The organism is Sphingomonas sp. UYP23 (assembly GCF_054059235.1).
The window spans coordinates 1,534,126-1,546,661 of the sequence record NZ_JBSSBX010000001.1; the positions used below are offsets into that span (position 1 = coordinate 1,534,126).

Annotated in this window: 17 protein-coding genes and 1 pseudogene; 11 read left to right on the forward strand and 7 right to left on the reverse strand. The window is 64.3% G+C overall.

The window, feature by feature from the left end; genetic code table 11:
* Positions 1 to 32 precede the first annotated feature (32 nt).
* Positions 33 to 668 carry an SOS response-associated peptidase family protein gene (locus ACVWYO_RS07625; RefSeq protein WP_457349567.1) on the reverse strand — a complete coding sequence of 212 codons (636 nt, stop codon included), beginning with the start codon at positions 666 to 668 and terminating at the stop codon, positions 33 to 35.
* A gap of 191 nt (positions 669 to 859) precedes the next feature.
* Between ACVWYO_RS07625 and ACVWYO_RS07630 the strand changes: the two genes are divergently transcribed.
* Complete coding sequence (locus tag ACVWYO_RS07630; RefSeq protein ID WP_457349569.1) at positions 860 to 1,102, forward strand: hypothetical protein; 243 nt, start codon at positions 860 to 862, stop codon at positions 1,100 to 1,102.
* 557 nt (positions 1,103 to 1,659) lie between these two features.
* Here ACVWYO_RS07630 and ACVWYO_RS07635 read toward each other — a convergent pair.
* The 3 genes from ACVWYO_RS07635 to ACVWYO_RS07645 form a co-directional block, all read right to left on the reverse strand.
* Entirely contained in the window at positions 1,660 to 2,853 is a 1,194-nt protein-coding gene (locus ACVWYO_RS07635; protein ID WP_457348794.1) for an IS91 family transposase, read from the reverse strand.
* A gap of 7 nt (positions 2,854 to 2,860) precedes the next feature.
* Positions 2,861 to 3,766, reverse strand: coding sequence for a tyrosine-type recombinase/integrase (locus ACVWYO_RS07640; RefSeq protein ID WP_457349571.1), 906 nt, complete (start codon positions 3,764 to 3,766; stop codon positions 2,861 to 2,863).
* A 61-nt stretch (positions 3,767 to 3,827) separates the two neighbouring features.
* Positions 3,828 to 4,244, reverse strand: coding sequence for a hypothetical protein (locus ACVWYO_RS07645; RefSeq protein ID WP_457349573.1), 417 nt, complete (start codon positions 4,242 to 4,244; stop codon positions 3,828 to 3,830).
* A 211-nt stretch (positions 4,245 to 4,455) separates the two neighbouring features.
* On the opposite strand from ACVWYO_RS07645, the pseudogene ACVWYO_RS07650 reads away from it, so the two are divergent.
* Positions 4,456 to 5,507: pseudogene (locus ACVWYO_RS07650) on the forward strand (IS110 family RNA-guided transposase).
* 343 nt (positions 5,508 to 5,850) lie between these two features.
* Here ACVWYO_RS07650 and ACVWYO_RS07655 read toward each other — a convergent pair.
* Complete coding sequence (locus tag ACVWYO_RS07655) at positions 5,851 to 6,066, reverse strand: hypothetical protein (RefSeq protein ID WP_457349575.1); 216 nt, start codon at positions 6,064 to 6,066, stop codon at positions 5,851 to 5,853.
* Positions 6,067 to 6,160: 94 nt separating this feature from the next.
* Here ACVWYO_RS07655 and ACVWYO_RS07660 point away from each other — a divergent pair, with 94 nt between their 5' ends.
* From ACVWYO_RS07660 to ACVWYO_RS07670, 3 genes are read left to right on the forward strand one after another with little or no spacing between them, the layout of a single operon-like run.
* Positions 6,161 to 6,340 (forward strand): hypothetical protein, encoded by a 180-nt coding sequence (locus tag ACVWYO_RS07660; protein ID WP_457349577.1) that lies wholly within the window; start codon positions 6,161 to 6,163, stop codon positions 6,338 to 6,340.
* On the forward strand, positions 6,340 to 6,573 hold the full coding sequence (locus ACVWYO_RS07665) for a DUF5818 domain-containing protein (RefSeq protein ID WP_457349579.1): 234 nt from the start codon (positions 6,340 to 6,342) through the stop codon (positions 6,571 to 6,573). Before ACVWYO_RS07660 ends, ACVWYO_RS07665 begins: the two co-directional genes overlap by 1 nt.
* Positions 6,570 to 7,391, forward strand: coding sequence for a glycoside hydrolase family 16 protein (locus ACVWYO_RS07670; RefSeq protein WP_457349581.1), 822 nt, complete (start codon positions 6,570 to 6,572; stop codon positions 7,389 to 7,391). The genes ACVWYO_RS07665 and ACVWYO_RS07670 overlap by 4 nt, the downstream gene beginning before the upstream one ends.
* 26 nt (positions 7,392 to 7,417) lie before the next feature.
* Here the strand turns inward: ACVWYO_RS07670 and ACVWYO_RS07675 are convergent, their stop codons facing one another.
* Complete coding sequence (locus ACVWYO_RS07675; RefSeq protein WP_457349583.1) at positions 7,418 to 7,609, reverse strand: DUF6961 family protein; 192 nt, start codon at positions 7,607 to 7,609, stop codon at positions 7,418 to 7,420.
* Positions 7,600 to 7,998 carry a thermonuclease family protein gene (locus ACVWYO_RS07680; protein WP_457349585.1) on the reverse strand — a complete coding sequence of 133 codons (399 nt, stop codon included), beginning with the start codon at positions 7,996 to 7,998 and terminating at the stop codon, positions 7,600 to 7,602. The genes ACVWYO_RS07675 and ACVWYO_RS07680 overlap by 10 nt, the downstream gene beginning before the upstream one ends.
* A gap of 257 nt (positions 7,999 to 8,255) precedes the next feature.
* Between ACVWYO_RS07680 and ACVWYO_RS07685 the strand changes: the two genes are divergently transcribed.
* The 6 genes from ACVWYO_RS07685 (at position 8,256) to ACVWYO_RS07710 (ending at position 12,532) form a co-directional block, all read left to right on the forward strand.
* Positions 8,256 to 9,743 (forward strand): PAS domain S-box protein, encoded by a 1,488-nt coding sequence (locus tag ACVWYO_RS07685; RefSeq protein WP_457354907.1) that lies wholly within the window; start codon positions 8,256 to 8,258, stop codon positions 9,741 to 9,743.
* Positions 9,744 to 9,863: 120 nt separating this feature from the next.
* Positions 9,864 to 10,121 carry a GlsB/YeaQ/YmgE family stress response membrane protein gene (locus ACVWYO_RS07690; RefSeq protein ID WP_457349587.1) on the forward strand — a complete coding sequence of 86 codons (258 nt, stop codon included), beginning with the start codon at positions 9,864 to 9,866 and terminating at the stop codon, positions 10,119 to 10,121.
* A gap of 64 nt (positions 10,122 to 10,185) precedes the next feature.
* A complete protein-coding gene (locus ACVWYO_RS07695) occupies positions 10,186 to 10,803 on the forward strand; it encodes a general stress protein (protein WP_457349589.1) in 618 nt (205 codons plus the stop codon).
* A gap of 21 nt (positions 10,804 to 10,824) precedes the next feature.
* The gene (locus ACVWYO_RS07700; RefSeq protein ID WP_457349591.1) at positions 10,825 to 11,133 is read left to right on the forward strand and encodes a hypothetical protein; all 309 of its coding nucleotides are present in this window, start codon (positions 10,825 to 10,827) and stop codon (positions 11,131 to 11,133) included.
* A 126-nt stretch (positions 11,134 to 11,259) separates the two neighbouring features.
* Positions 11,260 to 11,631 carry a low affinity iron permease family protein gene (locus tag ACVWYO_RS07705; RefSeq protein ID WP_457349593.1) on the forward strand — a complete coding sequence of 124 codons (372 nt, stop codon included), beginning with the start codon at positions 11,260 to 11,262 and terminating at the stop codon, positions 11,629 to 11,631.
* A 193-nt stretch (positions 11,632 to 11,824) separates the two neighbouring features.
* Complete coding sequence (locus tag ACVWYO_RS07710) at positions 11,825 to 12,532, forward strand: hypothetical protein (RefSeq protein WP_457349595.1); 708 nt, start codon at positions 11,825 to 11,827, stop codon at positions 12,530 to 12,532.
* Positions 12,533 to 12,536: the final 4 nt, after the last annotated feature.

Here is a 12,536-nt window from a genome sequence, read left to right on the forward strand (position 1 = left end):
GATTGGCAGCTTCCTGTCAGGTTTCCACCGCGTTATTTCTCATCCCGCCGCGTCGGAAACACCGGCCCGCGCACGGTCATACGCTCGGCCGGGTACGGCTGCTGAAGCGCCGCCACGTCCTCGTAGCTTCCACGCAGCCATCGCTCGTGGTCGGCCGGCTCGAGCACAGTGATCATCGCCTTTGGGTGGATCGGCGCGACGAGGTCGTTCGGGTCGCACGTCACCATCGTGAACCCGTTGCCCTTGGCGGTGGCCTGCCAGAAGCCGGCGACCGCGAACAGCGGCTGGTCGATCACCTGGAACCACATCTCGCCCTTGAGCGACTTCTTGCCATCGCCAAGGTCGTGCGCCTCGGGCGTCCATTCGCAGAACTCGCTCAGCGGGATGAGGCAGCGGTTCTCGGGCTTGGCCGCGAGCGCGCGCCACTGGGACAGGCCGAGGTTGCGGACGTTGGTCATTGGCCATGCGGCGCCACCGCCGAGCACATCCCACGACATGATGTCGAGGCAACGGCCGCGATCGGTCTCGCGCACGACGTACGCCCGTCCACGCGGCATCAGCTCGGCCGGGTTGAAGCGGTTATCCATTGGGCGATCGACGCCGAACACGGTTCCGAAGTGGGTTCGGAGCGTCTCGGGCTCGTAGCTGTTGCGGGCGCGGTTGCACATGACGCGAGATTGCCGCAGCCGAGTAACGCTGTCGAGCGGCCTGAGACGGTCGGCTGAAGCGGCGACGGAGGGCAACGAAAAACGGGTAGTCGCGTTGTCGCGATCAGCGTGGCGCGTTGTCGTCCAGGATGCTTGTTTAAGGTGAGTCGATGACCCGACCTGTTGGCTTCGCGCCTCGAACCCCTGCGGAAATGGCTGAGCATGCGATGCGTGCGGATCGGATCGAGCCCTATGGCTTGCCGAGGAAGGTCTGGGTCGAGGACGGACACGTCCTGGTCGAGGGATATGATGGCAAGATCGTAAGCATGACGCCCGAGGTGGCGATCGACCTTGGCCGGACCATTAGCGAGGCTGGCACCGAGTCTCTCATCAACAAGGTCATGGACAGGGCCGCCACCGCAATTGACGAGCATGGCTCATCGACTGCAGCCTGAATCTAAAGGCGTTCTACGGGAACCGAATACTTCGGAATGAGCTCGCAGTCGCTGGGCGCCGTCCCGTACGCGGCGTGGTCGATGCAGTTGGCAGCGGATGCGAAGTTCGCCGCTATGGCAGCACGCACGATACCGTTGTCTCGCATCGACGCATCCACTCCGCCACCGGACACGGAGGTTGCGATCGTACAGTCAAACAGGACCCGGGCATCGTCGATGCGGACCAGCCGATAGCGGAGCGTCGTGGTCGTCTGATTGTGTGAAGGAAATCGGATGCCGTGAGGCGTACGATATCCTCCAAAGCAGGAAGCCGCGGGCCACGTGTACTGGCTATGGGGATTTCGAGTTTGGCCCGGCTGTGCGGCGCGTGTGACGGCTGTCGAGGCGCGTATCGGCGGCCGAGATCATGGTCCCGAGGGGCAGTGTCCGGGGTGCATCTTGCCCATGATCGCAGGTTGAAGGTGCCGCTGATGCAGTCGGTGATGTTGCCAGCACGAGCGGCAGCATCGCCGGAACCGCAAGACCTGCGTGGCGGGATGAAGCTGAGCCATGCGGGGTCATGGCGTGGTCGTCCCGGTCGATGCGGTGCTCTGCGGCGGTGCGCGCGGCTGCCGCCAGCGTTCGAAGGTCTCTATGACGACCATGTGCCCGCCGCAGCATGGACATGGCGGTCGAACGTCTTCCGGCCCGGTCGGCGCATCGGTGATGGCCGGCGGTGCAACGCCAAGTAGCTCACGGATCCGCTCGAGCTGCCCCTTGCGGGTGGCACCGGCGAGCAGGCCGTAGTGACGGATGCGGTGGAAGCCTTTTGGCAGGACATGGAGCAGGAAGCGGCGGATGAACTCATCGGCCGCGAGCGTCATGGTCTGCTGGCGGTCGGCTCCGTCTCGGCGGTAATCCTTGTAGCGGAACGTCACGCCGGTCTCGTCGAAGCGCAGCAGCCGGCCGTTCGAGATCGCCACCCGGTGGGTGTAGCGCGACAGATAGGCGAGCACCGCCTCTGGTCCCGCGAACGGTGCTTTGGCGTAGACGACCCAGTTCTTCTTCCGGACCGGCGACAGGTGGCGCAGGAACGCACGCCGGTCGGCGAGATGGCCCATGCTTCCGAAGAAGCCGAGCCGCCCGGTGTCGCGCAGCGCCATCAGTCGGGTGAGGAACAGGCGGCGGAACAGCTTGCCGAGCACGCGCACCGGCAAGAGGAACGCCGGGCGCGACGACACCCAGCGGCTGCCGTCGGGCGACAGCCCGCCGCCCGGCACAATCATGTGGATGTGCGGGTGATGGGTCATCGCCGATCCCCACGTATGAAGGACAGCGGTGATGCCGATGCGTGCGCCAAGATGCTTGGGGTCGGCGGCGATGGTGGTCATCGTCTCGGACGCCGCCTGGAACAGCAGGCCGTATAGCGCGGCCTTGTTCTGGAGGGCGATATCGGCGACCTCGGCCGGCAGCGTGAACACGACATGGAAGTAACCGACCGGGAGCAGGTCGGCCTCACGCTCGGCCAGCCAGGCGCGCGCGGCGGCACCCTGGCACCGCGGGCAGTGTCGGTTGCGGCAGCTGTTATAGGCCACCCGCCAATGCCCGCAGTCGGTGCAGGCTTCGACGTGACCGCCCATGACGGCGGTACGGCAATGTTCGATCGCCGACATGACCTTCAGCTGGTGCAGGCTCAGGTGCCCCGCATGCGCCGTTCGATATGCGGGACCAGCGCCGCGAAAGATGTTGGCGACCTCGAGGGAGGTCCGCACGAGGGCGTCAACCGGGCGGCGTCTTGCCCTCCATGAGCGCCATCAGCCGGTCGAGCGGGCTGGTCACGGCGCGGATCGTGCGCGTTGCGACCTTGGTGTAGAGCGCGGTCGTCTCGAGCTTGCTGTGCCCGAGCAGCACCTGGATCACGCGGATATCGACGTCCTGTTCGAGCAGGTGAGTGGCGAAGCTGTGCCGCAGCGTGTGCGGGCTGACGCGCTTTCGAATCCCCGCCGCCTCGGCCGCCTCGCAGACGGCACGGTGCAGTTGCCGGGTCGAGATCGGGTCGGTGTAGCTGCGCCCTGGAAAGAGCCAGCCGTGCGGCAGAAGGACACTGCGCCGCTTGCCTTCGCGCCACCACAGCCGCAGCAGCTCGAGCAGCTGCGGCGACAGCATGGCGTTACGATCCTTGCGGCCCTTGCCCTCCTCGATCCGGATCAGCATCCGCTTGCTGTCGATATCGTCGGCCTTGAGGTGCGCGACCTCCGACACGCGGAGACCGGCGCCATAGGCCACGCCCAGCGCCGCCCGGTACTTGATGCCCGGTGCCGCCTCGAGCAGCTTGGCCACCTCCTCGACGCTCAGCACGTCGGGCAGCTTCCTGGGACGATGCGCCAGCACCAGCCGCCGCGACAGGTCCGGCCGCTCGAGCGTCACGTCGAACAGGAAGCGCAGCGCCGACACCGAGCCGTTGATCGTGCCTTCCCCGACACCGTGCTCGCGCTGATGAAGCTGAAAGCGGCGCACATCCTCGGCGGTCGCGGTGTCAGGCGAACGCCCGAGGAAAGCCGCGAAGGCGCGGACGTGGCGGATATAATCATGCTGGGTCCGCGACCGCATCGCGCGCATCGCCATGTCGTCGAGCATCCGTTGACGCAGCGGGGTGACGGGTCGTTCGATCGGTACAATCGCCATGATGAAGTTCCTTTGGTTGAAGGAACTCCATCGTCTGCCGCCGCTGCCGCCGGGCCAAACCTCACCGCAAAGGCGCTACCTCACCACCAACACCAATGCCGCGCAGCGGCTTCGTGCTTTGGGAGCCGATGTGGAAGGGCGTCTTGTTGCCTTCCCATGTCACCAGCAAGCGAACATGCGCTTTATCGTTGGCGGGCGCGAGCAGGTTCATGCGCTCGAAGGTTTCGCGAAGCGCGGCGTTGACGCTCGACCGCTTGGCCGCGTGGATGAAATTCAGGCTTGAACTCCCGATCGTCGCGGGAAGTCCCTCGATTTCTGCGACTTCGACGTGATGGTACAGGACGTGGTTCTCGGCGACCGGTCTCGGTGATTCTGGAGTGAACGGCAACCCGATCGCGACCATCGGTATATCGTTCAGCGCCGCGTTGACGGGCGCGCCTACCACGGCGAGACAGGTGACGAGTGAACCGATGCGCATCGTGGCCCACTACCAGCTGGCGGTGTCCGCTAAGTTAATCTGGTCTGGTTCGGGCCGAAAGCGAGCGCGCGAACGCATGTCCACAGCGATATACAAAGATGGTGTATCGCGGCGGCTGCAGTTCTACCTTGGTGAGATTGCAGCCCTTTCACATACGATGCCTGTACCGGGGTCGACCTGACCTCGTGCATCGAGGGAAGGAGTGTGAGCGATGGCGCATTTTGTGGGTCTGGACGTCTCGGTGAAGGAGACGTCGGTGTGCGTGGTGGACGATGCCGGCAAGGTGGTGTGCGAGCGCAAGGTACCGACCGAACCCGATGACATTGCCGTGCTGTTGACGTCAGTCGGTGGTGATTACGTGAGAGTTGGTATCGAAGCCGGTCCGTTGTCGCAGTGGCTGGTGAACGGTCTCGCCGAGGCGGGCCTACCGGTCATCTGTGTCGAGACGCGGCACATGAAGGCGCTGTTGCAGGCGCAGCAGATTAACAAATCCGACCGCAACGACGCGCGTGGGATCGCACAGATGATGCGGGTCGGGCTGTTCAAGCCGGTGCATGTGAAGACGCTGGCCGCGCAGGAGCAGCGCATGCTGCTGACAGCCGCAAGCTCGTCCAGCGCAAGCTGATCGACATCGAGTCCGACATGCGCGGCACGTTGCGCAACTTCGGCCTCAAGGTCGGGGTCGTCAGCACGATCGGCTACGAGCCCCGGATCCGTCATCTGGTCGAGGGCTTTCCGCGACTGGCGGCGATCGTCGAGCCGTTGCTGACGGTGCGGCGGGTAATGCGCCAGCAGCTGGCCACGCTCCAGAAGATGCTACTCGACACGGTCCGGCACGATCCGGTGTGCCGGCGCTTGATGACCGCACCCGGCGTCGGCCCGGTGGTTGCGCTCACCTATCGCGCCTCGATCGACCAACCGCAGCGCTTCGTCCATTCCAGAGCGGTCGGCGCGCATGTCGGGTTGACGCCGCGGCGGCACCAGTCGGGCGAGATCGACTATGACGGCGGCATCTCCAAATCCGGCGACCCTATGCTGCGAACGGTGCTGTACGAAGCGGCGCAGGTCCTGCTGACCCAGAGTCGGCATTGGTCATGGCTCAAGGCCTGGGGAATGAAGGTCGCACAGCGCCGGGGCATGCGCCGAGCCATCGTGGCGGTCGCGCGCCGCCTGGCCGTTGTCCTCCACCGCATGTGGACGGATGGCACCGATTTCCGCTGGGGCAGCGAACCCGGCACCGCGGTCGCCGTCACTATCGCCTGACACAATTCTAAACAGGAGCTTTTACGGTTCTGCCTCGGCAGGAAAAGGTCCTCACGGGGACGAAGGTGGTGTGAGATCGTAACGACGGCAGCCTATCGCTCGCGATAAAGGCGTTACAAAGATTGATCCACGCCGCTTTTTCTTACCCCATCATGGGGCGGCTTCGTGCCGACCCCGGAGAGAAGCACGAACCCCGTGTGGCGATCTCACGCTCGGCAGAAACAGTATTTGTATTCCGTCGCCTACCATTTGTCAGACCGGCGCACTCGCGGCGGCGGAGAGTGGCCTGTGTCTGTTGACTCAGGCCGCGATAGAGAAGCCTGCGATCTCAAGGCTGCACTGGTTAGTCCGTCTGTGACGAGAAATTGAAACGCGCGAACGGCTCCGTCTCGCTCCCGCGGGCGAAGATCACGGTGTCGACCGGATGCATGTCCTGCTGCGCCCATCGATCCCACGCGGGGTGAATGAAGTCCGGCTTGCCCCAGATTCGCCTCGCCGAGTTATACTCATCGCCGCGGAATCCGACGAAATGCAGAGCGGGCGTGATCGGCGAAAGCACAAGGCGACGCCCATCCCCATCTCGACGACTTCGATCAATCGGCATAGCCTATCCAAGCCGACTAAGCGGCCGGAGGAAAGCCATGATTCGAAAGATGATGTTAGCGGCCGCATCGATCGCGCTGCTGTCCACGCCGGCGCTCGCCGCACCGTGCCGCGACACCAAGGGCAAGTTCATCAAGTGCGCCACCGCGGCGCCGGCCAAGCCTGCGCGTTGTAAGGCTGCCAACGGGAAGTTCGCGAAGTGCGGGACGCCCGGCGCTAAGCCCATCTGATGTCGATCGGCTCGCATCACGATGAGACAGGGTGGCTGTTCGACGATCGCGGACAGCTATGCTTTCGTCGTGATGCGGGCGGGACGTGGCGCCTCGATGCGCCGGACACTGCGCGCCGGTTGCTGGGCACGCATGTGCGGGTGACCGGCCGGCGGGCCGAGTTCGATTTGCTCGAGGTGGCCGAGCTCGAAGCCCATGGCGTCGAACAGACAGCCCCGAGGAGCATGCCGTGAGCGTGACGGTCGTCCTGTTCGCTCTGCTGCAAGCCCAGATGCTCGGCGGGACGAACGTCACGATCGACGCGCCGATGGTAGCGCCCGCAACCCATCCGAGTTGGTCGGACGAGTTCGATGGGCAGATACTCGACGCCTCGAAGTGGCGCTTCGACACCGATCGCAACAAGGCCGGTTGGTACAATCACGAGAAGCAATATTACGCACGTGCTCGACCCGAGAATACACGGCTGGAGCACGGACATCTCGTGATCGAGGCCCGGCGCGAGTCGCTTTCCTCCGCAGCCGACTGGGGCGGACAGGCCTACACATCGGCCAAGCTGGTCGCCCGGCGGCAGGGGCGTTACGGCTTCTATGAAATCCGCGCGAAGCTCCCGTGCGCGCGCGGCACGTGGCCCGCGATATGGATGCTGCCCGATCGCGGCGGCTGGCCAGATGCGGGCGAGATCGACATCATGGAGATGGTCGGCCACGACCCTACAATCGCGCATGCGACGCTACACACCGCCTTGTTCAATCACGCCAAGGGCACGCAGCGAGGTGCGCAGCAGACCGTGCCGACGAGCTGCACCCAATTTCACCGGTATCAAATGGACTGGCGGGCGGACGCGATCACGATCGGCGTCGATGATCATGCGTTCATGCGCGTTCGCAACGACCAGGCCGGAGGTCGCGGCGCGTGGCCCTTCGACACGCCCTTTCGTCTGATCCTCAATCTTGCTGTGGGCGGTGACTGGGGCGGCGCCAAAGGGATCGACGACGCCGCGCTGCCGCAGCGGATCGAAGTCGATTACGTGCGGGTGTGGGACGCGCCGTAGCAGCCTCGATCAGTCGCGTGCTGCGGTCACTGCAACGACCGATCAACCAACTGATCCAGCCGGAAAGCGATCTCTTTCCATCGGTCTACGCCAGCTTGATCACCTTCGATCGCGAGGGCGCCGATCCGCTCGGCGACATGGGCAGGCGCGTATGCGCCGTGCACCCGATGCACGGCCAATGCTTCCGCCCAACGCTCCTGATCTTCCGTCATCGACATTCGCCCATGTGGTAGCGGCGCCAATACGTATCCCATCGAACAGCCGCGCCAGCTGCGAGGATCGCGCAGGACAGCGACCGACCATCGGGCAACGTGCAGCGAGCGACGACGCGGGAATAGCTCTTGCCCATCGGTTGGCACGTCATCGTCCGGCGCAGCGTCAGCCGCTCGACGATAGCTCGGCTTCGCTCGGCCGCGAAATTCGAACACGTGTACTCGGCTCGCCTCTCGCGACACGGAACGGTGTCTTCGAAGTCCGGCGCCTGGATGCCGGCCACGCGGATCTTAATGCCGTTCGAGCACCAGAGCGGGCCGTCGCCATCGTGTACACGGGTGACGGTGCAGGAGAAGGCCGCGGTCGGGGCATCGGTAATCATCGAGAACATCATCGCGCTTCCTTGCGCTTAAAGGCTTACAGCAGCCAAGCGCACGGCGGGTTCGACAGCCTGCCATTCGGCCGGGCGAAACACCGAGCAATGCAACAAGACGATGAACAACGAAAACCGGCTAAGCAAGTTGCTCGAGAGCTTCAGGGGCATGATCTCGCTGGGGCCCGCCGAACTCGAAATGCTACACTTTCGGCCAACGCTTCAGGCAGCTACGAGGGCAAAAGAGATAGGCGCCCATTAAAATGACAAAGCCGAAGATGGTCAGAGCCGATGTAGACGAGCAGCCTGATCGCAAGCAGCTTCACCGCATAGTCGAAGGGCTCAGTGACGGCGTCGTGCTGATCGAGCCCGATGGTCGGATAGCCTGGGCCAACCAGGCCGCGCTTATCATGCATGGCTGCGCCGACGTGGCCGAGCTCGGTGCCACCGTAAAGGAATACCAGGGCCGTTTCGATCTCCAGCTCCGCGACGGCCAGCCGCTACCCAAGTCCGCCTACCCGATGGCGCGACTGTGCAGAGGAGAAGCCTTCGAAGATGTCGTGTTGGACGTACGCAAGGCGGGTCAGGCCGAGCCAGACTGGGTCCACCGCGAGCGCGGCTTCGTTCTAAACCGCGATGGCGATCCGGACTGTCTCGTGCTGATCATCTGCGATGCGACCGAGGCGTTCGAGGCGGAGGAGCGCTTCGAGAGCATGTTCAACGCGAACCCCGCCCCCGCCTTGATCGTACGGCTGGCAGACCTGCGATACGTACGCGTCAATGAGGGTTTCCTCGAACTGTCCAGCTGGGAGCGTGACCAGATCGTAGGGCGCTCGATCTACGAGTTCGACATTCTCGCGCAGGCCGCGGAGCGGGACAAGGCGAAGGCCCGGCTGGCGGAAGGCCGCTCAATTCCGCAAATGGAGGCGGACCTGCCGCTGCCCGATGGCGGCAGCAAGCTCGTGCTTCTCGCGGGGCATCCGGCCGAGATGCCCAACAATGAACAGTGCATGATCTTCACCTTCGCCGATCTCGAACCTCGCCGTCGCGCCGAGATGGCGTTGCGGCAGAGCGAGGAGCGCTTCGCCACCGCGTTCCGCTTCGCGCCGGTACCGATGCTGCTGACCAGCCTGGACGGGCACCGCATCCTCAACGTCAACCATGCCTTCCTCGCGCTGACCGACTGGGGCCACGACAGCGTGGTCGGCCGCAAGCCCGCTGAGATAGAGCTGTTCGAAAGCTCCGCGACGAGGCGGGAGATCGAGAAGAAGGTGTCCGAGAGCGGCTCGTTTCGCGGCTACGAACTGCAGGTCAAGACACGCACCGGCACGCTCGTCACCTGTCTCGCCTCGGCAGAGACCGTGTCGATCAACGGCCAGTTCTGCATTCTAGCAGCCTTCCAGGATATTAGCGACCGCAAGCGGACCGAGCTCGACCTGATCGCCGCTATCGAGGGCGCGATGCAGGACTCGAGCTGGCTCAGCCAGAAAATCATGGACCGGATGGCGGCGCTACGCGGCGGTGAGCCAAAGCCGGGCACATCCGGCCCGGTCGTTGAGCTTACGCCGCGCGAACGCGAGGTGCTGGCGTTGATCACCAGAGGCAAGACGGACGACGCGATTGCCGACGCACTATTCCTAAAACGCAACACAGTACGCAACCACGTTGCGCGTCTCTATGCCAAGATTGGGGTGCACAGCCGTGCGGAGGCGGTCATCTGGGCTCGCGATCGAGGACACCAACTCGGACTCGATTCCGCAAATTAATCGCGGTCATTGGTGTCGAGGCACCCATAGAACGGGTGCCTCCGCATCTTTGGCGCGTCCGTTCGCGCCCTTAACTTCTCCATCATCCGGGCCACCGCCCGGTCTGAGAGGAGAACGTCAATGTCCATTCTCGCGTGGATCATCCTGGGTCTCGTCGCCGGCTTCATCGGCAGCAAGATCGTCAACAAGTCCGGTGAGGGCATGCTGCTCGACATCGTCCTCGGTGTCGTCGGCGCCGTCGTCGGCGGCTTCCTGTTCAACCAGTTCGGCGCGGTAGGCGTCACCGGCCTGAACATCTACAGCCTGGTCGTCGCCGTCATTGGCGCGATCGTCGTGCTGGTCCTCTACCATTTGGTGGTCCGCGGCACGGCCCGCTGAACATCCGCCTCGCAACGACGTCACGACCCGGGCGGCTGTCGCCTGGGCATAGGAGAGAAGTATCATGACACAGACCATCACAGGCTTGTTCGACCATTACGACGACGCCCGCCGCGCGGTGCAGGATCTAGAGGCGGCCGGCGTCGCCCACCGCGACATCAGCATTGTCGGCCATAACAAGGGCGACCATGCCGGCACGGGCCGCGTCGGCGACGTTGCCGATCCTGCCGCCGAGGACGCTGGCAAGGGGGCCGGAATCGGTGCCGCCGTCGGCGGCGTCGGCGGCCTGCTCGCGGGGCTTGGCCTGCTCGCCATCCCGGGCATCGGCCCGGTCGTGGCCGCCGGCTGGCTGGCGGCGACTGCAGCTGGAGCAGTCGGTGGCGGCTTGATCGGTGGAGCCACCGGTGGCCTCATCGGTGCACTGACGCACGCGGGCGTCCCCGAGAACGATGCGCACGTCTATGCCGAGGGCGTCCGCCGCGGCGGCACGCTCGTCACCGCAAAAGTCGACGAGCCGCTAGTGCCGACCGCGCGCAACATCCTCGGTGACGACCGGACGGTCAACGTGACAGAGCGTCGCAACGCGTACGAGACGCAAGGCTGGAGCACCTTCGACGAAACGGCTCCCGCCTTCACCGACAGTGACATCGCCGCAGAGCGCTCGCGCTACGACCGCGTCTGAATCAACATAGAAGGACCGAACATGCGTATCATAACACCAATCCTGCTCGGGACCGCCCTCCTGGCGACCCCCGCACTCGCCCAGACCGCGCCGGCGAAGAACAACGTCGCGATCAAGACCGCTCATACCGTCAACGACGGCGGCTCGCGGCGCGGCGCGAACTCGTTCACGCAAGGTCAGGCGCGCGAGCACATCGCCAAGTCGGGCTTCACCGACGTGTCGGCCCTGACCAAGGACAGGCACGGGGTTTGGCGCGGCACCGCGAAGAAGGGTGGTGGCACCGTCCATGTCGGGCTCGACTTCAAGGGCAACGTATCCACCGGCAAGTGACGTGAGGGTGGTGGTGGCCCGCGGTCTTCAAAGCCGCGGGTCGCCACTTGCCGACGTGCCGACCGTATTCCATCGCCTGCATGCTGGAATCCTCGCGCTTGGGAGGCGGCATCGAGGAGACCGACCGTGTCGAAGACCCTCTACAATTTCGGGTGCAAGGTGTCCGCTTGGGGCGCCAACCTCGCGGGGCATCCGTTTTCCATCTTCACCGTCGCCATAGTCTGCGCGGCCTGGTTCATCATCGGCGGCACAGCGGCCGAGAACACCTTGACGCTCGCCCTGTCGGTCCTGGCGATCACCCTCACGCAGATGGTTCTGAACCAGCAGAGGCTGAGCGAGCGCGCGCTGCACATGAAGATCGACGAACTGGTTTTCGCCATGAAGGGCGCCCGCGACGAGATCGCCGGCATCGAGGGCAAGACCGAGGAGGAACTCGAGGCGCTCCGCCGCACTGGCGACATCGCCGAAGACGTTCTTGAGGCGCGACATAAGGTCTAGTTGGCACCTATTGGTCGCCGCTGCCGTTCCGTCGACGAATACGTCGCCGGCGGCGATTATCGCTGAACATTGTGCACCATGTCGGTGATCTTGCCGCCGCTCTGGCTCAAGTCGCGCGACTGGATCTAGAGTGTCATCAACGCGGCCACGTGTGGCGCCGGGTTGAACGCGCCTGCTCAGGAAGGTCACGACCATGCGAAGTCCAGTTCAAGCGCATATCGTCTACCGGGGCCTGAGGGTCGATTTCATCGATGGCGGCTACTTCTGCCGCATCCCGGTGGAGGCCGTCGCGATCGATGCTGACGGGGCTCCGGATGCCTATGGGCCGCCCCGGTTCGACGGCGATCTGCACGGATGCGGTACTGACTCTCTGACCCACGCGGGCTATCCCGACAACAAGCACAATTCGATACCGGACGATTGGCGCGACATCCTGGTGGCGGATGGAAAAGACCGCCCCTTCGTCACTGAAGACGGATACCACATTTCGAAGACTTCGCTTCAGGATGAGGCCGTCGACGATCGCTCGCCCGGAAAGTTCGTCGATGCGAGCCGCGTCTCCTACATCGTGATGCCGAGTTTCTGGATCGAGCGTCTTGGCGTCGAACTCGGGGACCTGTGCCTGCTGTGGCATTCGAGGCTCAAGATCAGGACCGTCGCGATCGTGGCCGATACGTGCCCAGTGGAGGAACCTCTCGGCGAGATGTCGATAGCCGCCGCGCGAAACATAGGCGGAAGGAACGTGTCTCCCATTACCGGCGTCGAGCTACCGGGAAATGGCACGGTCCACTGCTACATCTTCAAGAAATCCCGACCCGCATTTGTCTGGCCGATCACGGACCAGTTCGTGCAATCCTTCCGAAGCGATCTGGAGGCCCGGCTTGGAGCGGAGCATGCCTGATCTC

Excerpts from the sequence above, each read along its gene's own strand:
- ACVWYO_RS07665 (WP_457349579.1), top strand. The coding sequence starts at position 6,340 with ATGTCGATCGGCTCGCATCACGATGAGACAGGGTGGCTGTTCGACGAT.
- ACVWYO_RS07630 (WP_457349569.1), top strand. The coding sequence starts at position 860 with ATGGCTGAGCATGCGATGCGTGCGGATCGGATCGAGCCCTATGGCTTG.
- ACVWYO_RS07685 (WP_457354907.1), top strand. The coding sequence starts at position 8,256 with ATGGTCAGAGCCGATGTAGACGAGCAGCCTGATCGCAAGCAGCTTCAC.
- ACVWYO_RS07645 (WP_457349573.1), bottom strand. The coding sequence starts at position 4,244 with ATGCGCATCGGTTCACTCGTCACCTGTCTCGCCGTGGTAGGCGCGCCC.
- ACVWYO_RS07700 (WP_457349591.1), top strand. The coding sequence starts at position 10,825 with ATGCGTATCATAACACCAATCCTGCTCGGGACCGCCCTCCTGGCGACC.
- ACVWYO_RS07675 (WP_457349583.1), bottom strand. The coding sequence starts at position 7,609 with ATGTCGATGACGGAAGATCAGGAGCGTTGGGCGGAAGCATTGGCCGTG.
- ACVWYO_RS07640 (WP_457349571.1), bottom strand. The coding sequence starts at position 3,766 with ATGGCGATTGTACCGATCGAACGACCCGTCACCCCGCTGCGTCAACGG.
- ACVWYO_RS07710 (WP_457349595.1), top strand. The coding sequence starts at position 11,825 with ATGCGAAGTCCAGTTCAAGCGCATATCGTCTACCGGGGCCTGAGGGTC.
- ACVWYO_RS07625 (WP_457349567.1), bottom strand. The coding sequence starts at position 668 with ATGTGCAACCGCGCCCGCAACAGCTACGAGCCCGAGACGCTCCGAACC.
- ACVWYO_RS07695 (WP_457349589.1), top strand. The coding sequence starts at position 10,186 with ATGACACAGACCATCACAGGCTTGTTCGACCATTACGACGACGCCCGC.
- ACVWYO_RS07660 (WP_457349577.1), top strand. The coding sequence starts at position 6,161 with ATGATGTTAGCGGCCGCATCGATCGCGCTGCTGTCCACGCCGGCGCTC.
- ACVWYO_RS07680 (WP_457349585.1), bottom strand. The coding sequence starts at position 7,998 with ATGATGTTCTCGATGATTACCGATGCCCCGACCGCGGCCTTCTCCTGC.
- ACVWYO_RS07690 (WP_457349587.1), top strand. The coding sequence starts at position 9,864 with ATGTCCATTCTCGCGTGGATCATCCTGGGTCTCGTCGCCGGCTTCATC.